General features: G+C 57.9%; 9 protein-coding genes, 1 tRNA gene and 1 rRNA gene. 10 read left to right on the top strand and 1 reads right to left on the bottom strand.

Annotated elements, in window-relative coordinates; genetic code table 11:
* Window positions 1–12 precede the first annotated feature (12 nt).
* The 8 genes from budA (at window position 13) to rbsR (ending at window position 8,480) form a co-directional block, all read left to right on the top strand.
* The gene (gene budA, locus ACLI4M_RS09765) at window positions 13–795 is read left to right on the top strand and encodes an acetolactate decarboxylase (RefSeq protein WP_133622341.1); all 783 of its coding nucleotides are present in this window, start codon (window positions 13–15) and stop codon (window positions 793–795) included.
* 14 nt (window positions 796–809) lie between these two features.
* Window positions 810–2,489: an acetolactate synthase AlsS gene (gene alsS, locus ACLI4M_RS09770; protein ID WP_133622340.1), complete on the top strand. Its 1,680-nt coding sequence runs from the start codon at window positions 810–812 to the stop codon at window positions 2,487–2,489.
* 184 nt (window positions 2,490–2,673) lie between these two features.
* Window positions 2,674–3,093 carry a D-ribose pyranase gene (gene rbsD, locus ACLI4M_RS09775; protein ID WP_133622339.1) on the top strand — a complete coding sequence of 140 codons (420 nt, stop codon included), beginning with the start codon at window positions 2,674–2,676 and terminating at the stop codon, window positions 3,091–3,093.
* 7 nt (window positions 3,094–3,100) lie between these two features.
* The gene (gene rbsA / locus ACLI4M_RS09780; protein ID WP_133622338.1) at window positions 3,101–4,612 is read left to right on the top strand and encodes a ribose ABC transporter ATP-binding protein RbsA; all 1,512 of its coding nucleotides are present in this window, start codon (window positions 3,101–3,103) and stop codon (window positions 4,610–4,612) included.
* Entirely contained in the window at window positions 4,609–5,577 is a 969-nt protein-coding gene (gene rbsC, locus ACLI4M_RS09785; protein WP_133622337.1) for a ribose ABC transporter permease, read from the top strand. The genes rbsA and rbsC overlap by 4 nt, the downstream gene beginning before the upstream one ends.
* Window positions 5,578–5,603: 26 nt before the next feature.
* Window positions 5,604–6,485: a ribose ABC transporter substrate-binding protein RbsB gene (gene rbsB, locus ACLI4M_RS09790; protein ID WP_224750575.1), complete on the top strand. Its 882-nt coding sequence runs from the start codon at window positions 5,604–5,606 to the stop codon at window positions 6,483–6,485.
* A gap of 61 nt (window positions 6,486–6,546) precedes the next feature.
* Window positions 6,547–7,476 carry a ribokinase gene (gene rbsK / locus ACLI4M_RS09795; protein ID WP_048914188.1) on the top strand — a complete coding sequence of 310 codons (930 nt, stop codon included), beginning with the start codon at window positions 6,547–6,549 and terminating at the stop codon, window positions 7,474–7,476.
* A gap of 2 nt (window positions 7,477–7,478) precedes the next feature.
* Window positions 7,479–8,480 carry a ribose operon transcriptional repressor RbsR gene (gene rbsR / locus ACLI4M_RS09800; protein ID WP_208864864.1) on the top strand — a complete coding sequence of 334 codons (1,002 nt, stop codon included), beginning with the start codon at window positions 7,479–7,481 and terminating at the stop codon, window positions 8,478–8,480.
* On the opposite strand, the gene mdtD is transcribed toward rbsR, so the two are convergent.
* Window positions 8,477–9,880: a multidrug transporter subunit MdtD gene (gene mdtD / locus ACLI4M_RS09805; RefSeq protein WP_048914184.1), complete on the bottom strand. Its 1,404-nt coding sequence runs from the start codon at window positions 9,878–9,880 to the stop codon at window positions 8,477–8,479. The genes rbsR and mdtD overlap by 4 nt on opposite strands.
* 547 nt (window positions 9,881–10,427) lie before the next feature.
* On the opposite strand from mdtD, the gene ACLI4M_RS09810 reads away from it, so the two are divergent.
* Together ACLI4M_RS09810 and ACLI4M_RS09815 are read left to right on the top strand one after the other, a co-directional pair.
* Window positions 10,428–11,968: ribosomal RNA gene (locus tag ACLI4M_RS09810) — 16S ribosomal RNA — on the top strand.
* Window positions 11,969–12,041: 73 nt separating this feature from the next.
* Window positions 12,042–12,117 (top strand) — tRNA-Glu (locus tag ACLI4M_RS09815).
* Window positions 12,118–12,155 lie beyond the last annotated feature (38 nt).

The raw sequence follows: 12,155 nt of genomic DNA on the forward strand, positions 1-12,155 counted from the left end.
GGGAAGGCGGCTATGACAGATTCTGTAACGGGTTGTTCATGTGAAGAACAGCTCACCAGCACCGTCAGGGAGCTGCAGAAGGAAAGGCCAGAAAGTGTTATCTATCAGACCTCACTGATGAGCGCACTGCTCAGCGGCGTCTACGACGGCACCACCACCGTGGCGGATCTGCTCAGGAAGGGCGATTTTGGCCTTGGAACCTTTAACCAGCTGGATGGTGAACTGATCGCTTTTAACAGCGAGGTGTATCAGCTGCGTTCGGACGGCAGCGCCCGCACCGCCAGCCCGCAGCAGCAATCGCCGTTTGCGGTGATGACCTTCTTCCGCCCGCAGTATCAGCACCACTTCAGCGGCCCGGCGACCCGTGCTGAAGTGCATCACGTCATCGACCAGTGCGTCACGTCCGATAACCAGTTCTGCGCGCTGCGTATCGACGGGCAGTTCCGCGTGGCGGAAACCCGCACCGTACCCTGCCAGCACCGGCCGTATAAATCGATGCCGGAGGTGCTCGGCAAGCAGCCTACCTTCCATTTTCATCAGCGAAGCGGCGTGCTGATCGGTTTCCGCACCCCGCAATACATGCAGGGTATTAACGTAGCGGGATACCACGAACACTTTATTACCGACGATCGCCAGGGCGGCGGCCATCTGCTCGACTACCAGCTGGAGCACGGCACGCTGAGCTTTGGTGAGATCAGCAAGCTGGTGATCGACCTGCCTGGCGACAGCGACTTTCTGCACGCCAATCTCAACCCGGAAAATCTGGATTCTGCCATTCGCGCAGTCGAAAGCTGATAAGAGGCCAATAGATGAAAAATGTAACCGAGGTTCAACAGTGGGCGCACGGCGCCGATTTAGTGGTGGCGCAGCTGGAAGCGCAGGGCGTGAAGCAGGTGTTTGGCATCCCCGGCGCGAAAATCGATAAGGTGTTTGATTCGCTGCTGGATACCACCATTCAGACTATCCCGGTACGTCACGAGGCCAATGCGGCGTTTATGGCAGCGGCGGTGGGCAGGCTGACCGGCAAAGCGGGCGTGGCGCTGGTGACCTCCGGCCCCGGCTGCTCCAATCTGATCACCGGCATGGCCACGGCCACCAGTGAAGGCGACCCGCTGGTGGCGCTGGGCGGTGCGGTAAAACGCGCCGACAGCGCCAAGCAGGTGCATCAGAGCATGGATACGGTGGCGATGTTCCGACCGGTGAGTAAATTCGCCGTTGAGGTGAGCTCCGGGAATGCGATTGCCGAAGTGCTGTCGAACGCCTTTCGCAGCGCGGAACAGGGGCGGCCAGGCGGGGCATTTGTCAGCCTGCCGCAGGATATCGTTAACGAACCGGTGCGGGCCAATTTGCTGACGGCAAACGGCCAGCTACTGATGGGCCCGGCGCCGGATGCGGCTATCGCTGCCGTGGCTCGCCAGGTCGCCCAGGCGAAAAATCCGGTGCTGCTGCTTGGCCTGATGGCCAGCCAGCCGGAGAACAGCGCGGCGCTGCACCAGCTGCTGACGCGCAGCCATATTCCGGTCACCAGCACTTATCAGGCCGCGGGCGCGGTGCATCAGGATCACTTCTCACGCTTTGCCGGCCGCGTCGGGCTGTTTAACAATCAGGCCGGAGATCGCCTGCTGAAAGAGGCGGATCTGATTATCACCATTGGCTACAGCCCGGTGGAGTATGAACCGGCGATGTGGAACAACGGCACGGCGACGCTGGTGCATATTGATGTGCTGCCAGCCGACAGCGATAGCTGCTATCTGCCGGACGCCGAGCTGGTGGGGGATATTGCCGCCACGCTGAACAAGCTGACGGCGCAGATTAGCCACCCGCTCACCCTCAGCCCGCAGGCGGCGGCGATCCTGCAGGATCGCCAGCAGCAGCGCGAACTGCTGTCGCTGCGCGGCCATCAGCTGGATCAGTTTGCCCTGCACCCGCTGCGCATCGTGCGCGCCATGCAGGACATTATTAACAGCGACGTCACCCTGACGGTGGATATGGGCAGTTTCCATATCTGGATTGCCCGCTATCTTTACAGCTTCCGCGCACGCCAGATTATGATCTCCAACGGTCAGCAGACGATGGGCGTGGCGCTGCCGTGGGCGATCGGTGCCTGGCTGGTGGACCCGAGCCGCAAAGTGGTGTCCGTTTCCGGCGACGGTGGCTTCCTGCAGTCGAGCATGGAGCTGGAAACCGCCGTGCGGCTGGGCGCCAACCTGCTGCATATTATCTGGGTCGACCAGGAGTACAATATGGTCGCGATGCAGGAAGAGAAGAAATACCAGCGTGTTTCAGGCGTGAAATTCGGCCCGATTGATTTTAAAGCCTATGCCGAATCGTTTGGCGCCGCCGGATTCGCGGTGGAGAGCGCAGCGATGCTGGAGCCGACGCTGCGCAAGGCGATGGATGTGAATGGCCCGGCGGTGGTCGCCATTCCGGTGGATTATGCCGACAATCACCTGCTGATGGGCCAGCTGCACCTTAGCCAGCTCCTGTAGTTCTCCGGCAGCGCGTGGCCCTTTATCGCAGACATAAAGGGCCCTTTTTTGCCTTAAACCAAATCCTTTCACGGCGTCAGCGAAACGTTTCGATGGCGATCACATTTCCAGCATCTGATGATTGTTTTCCCTTCGCCTTCTCATAAACTGCCAGTCAGCGAAACGTTTCGCTCTGGAGTGGAAAATGAAAAAAGGCACCTTACTGAATTCTGATATCTCATCCGTGATCTCCCGTCTGGGTCATACCGACAGCATCGTGATTGGTGATGCCGGCCTGCCGATCCCGCAAGGGCCGCAGCGCATTGACCTGGCGTTAACCCACGGCACCCCTGGCTTTTTGCAGGTGGTCGATGTGGTCACGCGTGAGATGCAGGTCGAGAGTGCCATCATCGCGGAGGAGATTAAGCAGCATAATCCGCAGCTCCATAGCGAACTGGTCGCCCTGCTCGAATCCTTGCAACAACTCCAGGGAAACACCATCAGTATCCGTTATGTCAGTCACGAACAGTTCAAACAACAAACCCAGTGCAGCCAGGCGGTGATTCGCAGCGGGGAGTGTTCCCCGTATGCGAATATCATCCTTGGCGCTGGCGTGACCTTCTGAGGCTGTTATGCAACCTTTACTGCAACTGAAAGGCATTGATAAATCCTTCCCCGGCGTGAAAGCGCTGTCGGGGGCGGCGCTGTCTGTCTATCCGGGCCGCGTGATGGCGCTGGTCGGCGAAAACGGCGCGGGCAAGTCCACCATGATGAAAGTGCTGACCGGGATTTATGCCCGTGATGCCGGAACCTTTACCTGGCTGGGCAAAGAGACCACCTTCAGCGGGCCGAAAGAGTCGCAGGAAGCGGGGATCGGCATTATCCACCAGGAGCTGAACCTGATCCCGCAGCTGAGCATCGCCGAGAATATCTTTCTTGGCCGCGAATTCGTTAACCGCTTCGGCCGCATCCAGTGGAAAAAGATGCATGCCGAGGCGGATGCGCTGTTAAAGCGCCTCAATCTGCGCTTCAGCAGCCACAAGCTGGTGGGCGACCTGTCGATTGGCGATCAGCAGATGGTGGAGATTGCCAAAGTGCTGAGCTTCGAGTCGAAAGTGATCGTGATGGATGAACCCACCGATGCGCTGACCGATACCGAAACCGTCTCGCTGTTCCGGGTGATTAACGAGCTGAAAGCCCAGGGCTGCGGCATCGTGTATATCTCCCACCGCATGAAAGAGATTTTCGAGATCTGCGACGACGTCACCATTTTCCGCGACGGGCAGTTTATTGCCGAGCGCGAAGTGGCGACGCTGACCGAAGAGTCGCTGATTGAAATGATGGTTGGCCGCAAGCTGGAAGAGCAGTATCCACGCCTGGATAAAGCGCCGGGCGCGGTGCGCCTGACGGTTGAGCACCTCAGCGGTTCCGGCGTGGAGGATGTCAGCTTCACGCTGCGCAAGGGTGAAATCCTCGGCGTGGCCGGGCTGATGGGCGCAGGTCGTACCGAGCTGATGAAAGTGCTGTACGGCGCGCTGGCGCGCAGCGCTGGCACCGTGACGCTGGATGGCAAAACCGTGGTATCGCGCTCGCCGGAAGAGGGGCTGGCCAACGGCATCGTCTATATCTCTGAAGACCGCAAGCGTGATGGCCTGGTGCTGGGCATGTCGGTGAAAGAGAACATGTCGCTCACCGCGCTTAACTACTTCAGCTATGGCGGAGGCCGCCTGAAGCATGCCGAAGAAGAGATGGCGGTCGGCGACTTTATCAAACTGTTCAATGTCAAAACTCCGTCGATGAACCAGCCTATCGGCCTGCTGTCCGGCGGCAATCAGCAAAAAGTGGCGATTGCCCGCGGGCTGATGACCCGGCCTAAAGTGCTGATCCTCGATGAGCCAACGCGCGGCGTCGACGTTGGGGCGAAAAAAGAGATCTATCAGCTGATCAACCAATTTAAGCAGGAGGGGCTGAGCATCATTCTCGTCTCTTCTGAAATGCCGGAAGTACTGGGCATGAGCGACCGCGTGCTGGTGATGCACGAAGGGCGTCTGAGCGGTGACTTCCCGATTGAACAAGCCTCGCAGGAAATTTTGATGGCGGCGGCGGTAGGCAAACAACACAGCGCGGAGCTGGCAACACTATGAGTACGCAAACAATCCCTTCACGCCGCCTGACCGTTAAGGCATGGCTGGTTGAGCAGAAATCGCTGATTGCGCTGGTGGTGCTGATTGCCATCGTTTCCAGCATGAGCCCGAACTTTTTCACCGTGGCAAACCTGTTCAACATTCTGCAACAGACCTCGGTAAACGCCATTATGGCGGTCGGGATGACGCTGGTGATCCTCACCTCCGGCATCGACCTTTCCGTGGGTTCGCTGCTGGCGCTGACCGGGGCGGTGGCGGCTTCGATTGTCGGGCTGGAGGTCAATGCGCTGGTGGCGGTGGCGGCTTCGCTGGCGCTCGGTGCCTTTATTGGCGCGATCACCGGCACCATTGTGGCCAGGGGCAAAGTGCAGGCGTTTATCGCCACGCTGGTGATGATGCTGCTGCTGCGCGGGGTGACCATGGTTTACACCAACGGCAGCCCGATCAATACCGGCTTTAATGACAACGCGGATCTGTTTGGCTGGTTTGGCATTGGCCGCCCGCTGGGCATCCCGACGCCGGTCTGGATTATGGCTATCGTGTTCCTTGCGGCCTGGTACATGCTGCATCACACCCGGCTGGGCCGCTATATCTATGCACTGGGCGGCAATGAAGCGGCAACGCGCCTGTCCGGTATCAGCGTTAACCGCGTCAAAATTATCGTCTATGCGCTGTGCGGCATGCTGGCGGCGCTGGCGGGCACCATTGAGGTGGCGCGCCTCTCCTCGGCACAGCCCACGGCGGGTACCGGCTACGAGCTGGATGCCATTGCGGCCGTAGTGCTGGGCGGTACCAGCCTGGCAGGCGGTAAAGGCCGGATTATGGGCACGCTGATTGGCGCCCTGATCTTAGGCTTCCTGAATAACGGCCTGAACCTGCTCGGCGTCTCCTCTTACTACCAAATGATCGTCAAAGCTGTGGTGATTTTGCTGGCGGTTTTGGTGGATAACAAAAGCAGTAAATAACTCTTTACCCTTACAGGATATAAAAAATGAAGATGAGAAAACTGACTGCACTCGCCGTACTGTTAGGCGCCACCCTGAGCGCTAACGCGCTGGCAAAAGATACCATTGCGCTGGTGGTCTCAACCCTGAATAACCCGTTCTTCGTCTCGTTGAAAGATGGCGCGCAGAAAGAAGCGGACAAGCTGGGCTACAACCTGGTGGTGCTGGATTCGCAGAATAACCCGGCGAAAGAGCTGGCAAACGTGCAGGACCTGACCGTGCGTGGCACCAAGCTGCTGCTGATTAACCCGACCGATTCTGACGCGGTGGGTAACGCAGTGAAAATGGCAAACCAGGCCAAAATCCCGGTGATCACGCTGGACCGCGTGGCGTCACAGGGCGAAGTGGTTAGCCACGTTGCCTCTGATAACCGCTTCGGTGGCAAAATGGCCGGTGACTTTATGGCGAAGAAAGTTGGCGAAGGTGCGAAAATCATCGAGCTGCAGGGTATTGCCGGAACGTCCGCCGCGCGTGAGCGTGGTGAAGGCTTTAAGCAGGCTGCCGATGCCCACAAGTTCAATATCCTCGCCAGCCAGCCTGCGGACTTTGACCGTACTAAGGGCCTGAACGTGATGCAGAACCTGCTGACCGCTCACCCGGACGTGCAGGCGGTGTTTGCGCAGAACGATGAAATGGCGCTGGGCGCGCTGCGCGCATTGCAAACCGCAGGTAAATCTGATGTGGTCGTTGTGGGCTTCGACGGCACCCCAGACGGGATTAAGGCTGTTGAAGGCGGCAAACTGGCTGCGACCGTGGCTCAGCTGCCGGAGCAGATTGGCGTGATTGGCGTCCAGACTGCGGATAAAGTGTTGAAAGGCCAGAAAGTACAGGCTATCAACCCGGTTGACCTGAAGCTGGTCACCAAATAAATCAAAGAAAAGCATGGCACGCGCCACCTCCGGGTGGCGCACTTATCTGGACGAACCCCTTATGATGAAAACCGGTAAACTGGCTGTCCTTGGCAGCATTAATGCAGATCACATCCTTAACCTGGCGCACTTTCCGCGCCCTGGCGAAACGGTGATCGGGAAGCAGTATCAGGTCGCATTTGGTGGGAAGGGTGCAAACCAGGCCGTTGCCGCCGGACGCAGCGGCGCGGATATTGCCTTTATTGCCTGCGTGGGTGACGACGACATCGGCGAACGTATTCGCCAGCAGCTGGCCACCGACCGTATCGATATCGCGCCGGTGGAAGCGGTGGCGGGTGAGTCGACCGGCGTGGCGCTGATCTTTGTCAACGGCGAAGGTGAAAACACCATCGGCATCCACGCAGGGGCGAATGCCGCCGTGACGCCTGAGCGGGTGGAGAAACACCGGCAGGTGATTGCCGGGGCGGATGCGCTGCTGATGCAGCTTGAATCTCCGCTGGAGAGCGTGCTGGCCGCCGCGCGTATTGCGCATCAAAATCAGACCAAAGTGATCCTTAACCCGGCACCGGCTACCGAGCTTTCCGACGAGCTGCTGTCGCTGGTGGATATGATCACCCCGAATGAAACCGAAGCGCAGATCCTTACCGGCGTGGCGGTCAACAGCGATGAAGACGCGGCGCAAGCGGCAGCTGTACTGCACGACAAAGGTATTGCCAGCGTGCTGATCACCCTGGGCAGCCGCGGCGTGTGGCTGAGCGAGCAGGGCAGCGGCCAGCGCGTGGCCGGTTTCCGTGTGGAGGCGGTAGATACCATCGCGGCGGGCGATACCTTTAACGGTGCGCTGATCGCCGCGCTGCTGGAACAGCGCCCGATGGCGGAAGCGGTGCGATTCGCCCATGCGGCCGCGGCGATTGCCGTTACGCGACGCGGCGCGCAGCCTTCCGTACCCTGGCGTGAAGAGATCGACAGCTTCTTGCAACAGCAGGGGTAAACGTGGCGACCATGAAAGATGTCGCCCGCCTGGCGGGTGTCTCAACCTCTACCGTGTCACACGTTATCAATAACAACCGCTTCGTCAGTGAAGCGGTGCGTGAAAAGGTGACCTCAGCGGTTAACCAGCTGAACTACGCCCCTTCCGCCCTGGCGCGCAGCCTCAAGCTCAACCAGACGCGCACCATCGGCATGCTGCTGACCGCCAGCAGCAACCCCTTCTATTCAGAGGTGGTGCGCGGCGTAGAACGCAGCTGTTACGAACGCGGCTACAGCCTGGTGCTGTGTAATACCGAAGGGGATGAGGATCGCATGAACCGCAGCCTGGAAACCCTGCTGCAAAAGCGCGTTGATGGCCTGCTGATCATGTGTACCGAAAGCCACCTCCCTTCCGCCGAGCTGCTCAATCGCTATCCTTCTATTCCCTCCGTCATGATGGACTGGGCACCGTTTGAAGGCAGCAGCGATATCATTCAGGATAACTCGCTGCTGGGTGGGGAGATGGCCACGCGGCATCTGATCGCCCGCGGCTACACGCGCATTGCCTGTATCGCAGGCCCGCAGGATAAAACCCCGGCTCGACTGCGCCTTGAAGGCTATCGGCAGGCAATGGCCAGCGCCGGGCTGCCGGTGCCGGAAGGCTATATCGTTAGCAGTGACTTTGAGTTTCAGGGCGGGTTTAACGCCATGAACACCTTGCTCAGCCTTAACCCGCTGCCGCAGGCGGTGTTTACCTGTAACGATGCAATGGCGGTCGGGGTTTATCATGCGCTTTATCAGGCGGGGATGAGCATTCCCGGGGATATGGCGGTGATGGGTTACGATGATATTGAACTGGCGCGCTATATGACGCCGCCGCTCAGCACCATTCATCAGCCGAAAGATGAGCTGGGCGAGCTGGCGATCGACACGCTGCTGCACCGCCTTGCCGCACCCGGTGGCAGCCAGCAGCTGCTGGTACTGACACCGGAATTAATGGAGCGGGCTTCGGTCGCTGAGATTTAAGCTCTCTTCTTCTTTTTATCGCGGTCGCTGATCAGGTTGCGGCCATCCCCGGGCTTCAGCAGCAGGAACACCGCAGACGACAGCACGGTTATCGCACCCATCGTCAGGAAGGTGGCGTGGAAGTGCTGCAGCGTGGTGCCGTCAAAGTTTTCATAAAAGCGCAGCACCGCCGCGCTAACCGCCACGCCAAAACCGATCGCCAGCTGCTGCGTCACCGCCAGCATACTGTTACCGCTGCTGGCGTTGGCATCCGTCAAGTCAGCCAGCGTGATGGTGTTCATCGCGGTGAACTGCGTCGACATCGCCATGCCGAGAATAAACAGTGGAATGAGCAGCGCCAGCATATTCCAGCCCGGCAGCTGCAGGGCAAAGGTCGCAATCAGCACGCCAATAATGATGCTGATGCCAACCAGCGTTTTACGGTAGCCAAACCAGCGCAGAACGCCCGTCACCGTCGACTTCGCCAGTATGGAACCCAGTGCCGTTGGCGCCACCATACAACCGGCCAGCAGCGCAGTGTAGCCAAAACCGACCTGTAACATCAGTGGCATCAGAAAGGGGATGCAGCCGGTGCCGAGGCGCGAGGCGATATTGCCAATGATGCCGACCGAGAAGGTGCGCGTCTTAAACATCGGCAGCGGCAGCAGCGGAGAAGGGTGGCGGCGCGCGTGGACTATATAGAGAAGCAGCAGCACTATCCCGGCGACCAACACCCCCAGCGCAATCAGGCTGGAGACCACCCGCTCGCCAAACAGCTCGATACCGCTGGAAATACCGACCAGGCCCAGACCAAACAGCAGGAAGCCTAACAGGTCAAAGCGGCGCTTGGGCGTGGTGAAGTCAGGCATGTATTTGCGCGCATAGATAATGCCGAGAATGCCGATGGGGATGTTGATCAGGAAAATCCAGTGCCAGGTCGCCCAGGTGACCAGCACACCGCCCAGCAGTGGGCCAAGCACCGGACCAATCAATCCAGGCATGGTGACAAAATTAAGCACGGGCAGCAGCTCGCTGCGCGGGTAGGCACGCAGCAGCGCAAGGCGTGCCACCGGCATCATCATCGCACCGCCTATGCCCTGTATCACGCGTGAGACAACCAGCATTGACAGTGAACCGGAAAGCGCGCACGCCAGTGAACCCAGCGAGAACAGGAATACCGCGCTGATGAAAACCTTGCGCGTGCCAAAACGGTCAGCCAGCCAGCCGCTAACCGGGATGAGCATGGCAACGGTTAAGGTATAGCTGATAACGGCAGACTGCATTGCCAGTGGGGAGCGTTCAAGGCTGTGGGCGATAGCGGGCAGGGCGGTGTTAAGAATGGTGGCATCCAGCGCCTGCATAAAGAAAGCCATGGCGGCAATCCACGGGAGTCCGGCCATACTGCGCGCGGATTTTATCATTGGTGGTCCTTTCTTTTGACTTGAGCGGGGAGGAAATCCCTGTGATGCAGAAAGAATAGCATCTCCTTTTTATCAGTAACGGAGTTGTTTCGCCTTTCCTCGGCAGAAAACGCTGATTAATTGCCCCGAAAACGTCTGTTTTTAACCCTCTTGATGAAAAATTCTACGCTCGGTCATTTTTTTGCAATAAACACTTGTCACCTGCCAGAAAATCCCTATACTGCGCCTCCACTGACACGGAACAACGGCTTACAGGCCAGCGTGTTGAGAGGTTCAGGAAGTTCTGAACCGCCGGAAAAACTTCTCAAAAAGAAGTTGACTCCGAAGGAGGAAAGCGTAATATACGCCACCTCGCGACAGGAAGCCTCGGCACTGCTCGCAACGCTCTTTAACAATTTATCAGACAATCTGTGTGGGCACTCGCAGGATTGATATCAACGTCTCCGGACGTAAAAAATATCAAGCCTCACGAGTGAACACATAATGAAATTCATTATGACGTTTTACAGATGAGCACCGCTGAACTTGTTTCAGCAAATCGAACTTTTAATTGAAGAGTTTGATCATGGCTCAGATTGAACGCTGGCGGCAGGCCTAACACATGCAAGTCGAACGGTAGCACAGAGAGCTTGCTCTTGGGTGACGAGTGGCGGACGGGTGAGTAATGTCTGGGAAACTGCCCGATGGAGGGGGATAACTACTGGAAACGGTAGCTAATACCGCATAACGTCTTCGGACCAAAGTGGGGGACCTTCGGGCCTCACACCATCGGATGTGCCCAGATGGGATTAGCTAGTAGGTGGGGTAACGGCTCACCTAGGCGACGATCCCTAGCTGGTCTGAGAGGATGACCAGCCACACTGGAACTGAGACACGGTCCAGACTCCTACGGGAGGCAGCAGTGGGGAATATTGCACAATGGGCGCAAGCCTGATGCAGCCATGCCGCGTGTATGAAGAAGGCCTTCGGGTTGTAAAGTACTTTCAGTGGGGAGGAAGGCGATGGAGTTAATAGCTTCGTCGATTGACGTTACCCGCAGAAGAAGCACCGGCTAACTCCGTGCCAGCAGCCGCGGTAATACGGAGGGTGCAAGCGTTAATCGGAATTACTGGGCGTAAAGCGCACGCAGGCGGTCTGTCAAGTCGGATGTGAAATCCCCGGGCTCAACCTGGGAACTGCATTCGAAACTGGCAGGCTAGAGTCTTGTAGAGGGGGGTAGAATTCCAGGTGTAGCGGTGAAATGCGTAGAGATCTGGAGGAATACCGGTGGCGAAGGCGGCCCCCTGGACAAAGACTGACGCTCAGGTGCGAAAGCGTGGGGAGCAAACAGGATTAGATACCCTGGTAGTCCACGCCGTAAACGATGTCGACTTGGAGGTTGTGCCCTTGAGGCGTGGCTTCCGGAGCTAACGCGTTAAGTCGACCGCCTGGGGAGTACGGCCGCAAGGTTAAAACTCAAATGAATTGACGGGGGCCCGCACAAGCGGTGGAGCATGTGGTTTAATTCGATGCAACGCGAAGAACCTTACCTGGCCTTGACATCCACGGAATTCGGCAGAGATGCCTTAGTGCCTTCGGGAACCGTGAGACAGGTGCTGCATGGCTGTCGTCAGCTCGTGTTGTGAAATGTTGGGTTAAGTCCCGCAACGAGCGCAACCCTTATCCTTTGTTGCCAGCACGTAATGGTGGGAACTCAAAGGAGACTGCCGGTGATAAACCGGAGGAAGGTGGGGATGACGTCAAGTCATCATGGCCCTTACGGCCAGGGCTACACACGTGCTACAATGGCGCATACAAAGAGAAGCGACCTCGCGAGAGCAAGCGGACCTCATAAAGTGCGTCGTAGTCCGGATCGGAGTCTGCAACTCGACTCCGTGAAGTCGGAATCGCTAGTAATCGTAGATCAGAATGCTACGGTGAATACGTTCCCGGGCCTTGTACACACCGCCCGTCACACCATGGGAGTGGGTTGCAAAAGAAGTAGGTAGCTTAACCTTCGGGAGGGCGCTTACCACTTTGTGATTCATGACTGGGGTGAAGTCGTAACAAGGTAACCGTAGGGGAACCTGCGGTTGGATCACCTCCTTACCTGAAGATACCTTCCCGCGTAGTGCTCACACAGATTGTCTGATGAACGTAACGAGCAAAATGTAGTATCAGAGTCCCCATCGTCTAGAGGCCCAGGACACTGCCCTTTCACGGCTGTAACAGGGGTTCGAATCCCCTTGGGGACGCCATACCGGTAACGAAGTGAAAGTCGTTATCACCGTATCTC

It is taken from the genome of Erwinia sp. LJJL01, from assembly GCF_047300805.2.
GTDB classification, from domain to species: Bacteria; Pseudomonadota; Gammaproteobacteria; order Enterobacterales; family Enterobacteriaceae; genus Erwinia; species Erwinia aphidicola.

What these genes read in the sequence shown, in the direction of transcription:
- budA (WP_133622341.1), top strand. Translation starts at nt 13, where the DNA reads ATGACAGATTCTGTAACGGGTTGTTCATGTGAAGAACAGCTCACCAGC.
- alsS (WP_133622340.1), top strand. Translation starts at nt 810, where the DNA reads ATGAAAAATGTAACCGAGGTTCAACAGTGGGCGCACGGCGCCGATTTA.
- rbsD (WP_133622339.1), top strand. Translation starts at nt 2,674, where the DNA reads ATGAAAAAAGGCACCTTACTGAATTCTGATATCTCATCCGTGATCTCC.
- rbsA (WP_133622338.1), top strand. Translation starts at nt 3,101, where the DNA reads ATGCAACCTTTACTGCAACTGAAAGGCATTGATAAATCCTTCCCCGGC.
- rbsC (WP_133622337.1), top strand. Translation starts at nt 4,609, where the DNA reads ATGAGTACGCAAACAATCCCTTCACGCCGCCTGACCGTTAAGGCATGG.
- rbsB (WP_224750575.1), top strand. Translation starts at nt 5,604, where the DNA reads ATGAAGATGAGAAAACTGACTGCACTCGCCGTACTGTTAGGCGCCACC.
- rbsK (WP_048914188.1), top strand. Translation starts at nt 6,547, where the DNA reads ATGATGAAAACCGGTAAACTGGCTGTCCTTGGCAGCATTAATGCAGAT.
- mdtD (WP_048914184.1), bottom strand. Translation starts at nt 9,880, where the DNA reads ATGATAAAATCCGCGCGCAGTATGGCCGGACTCCCGTGGATTGCCGCC.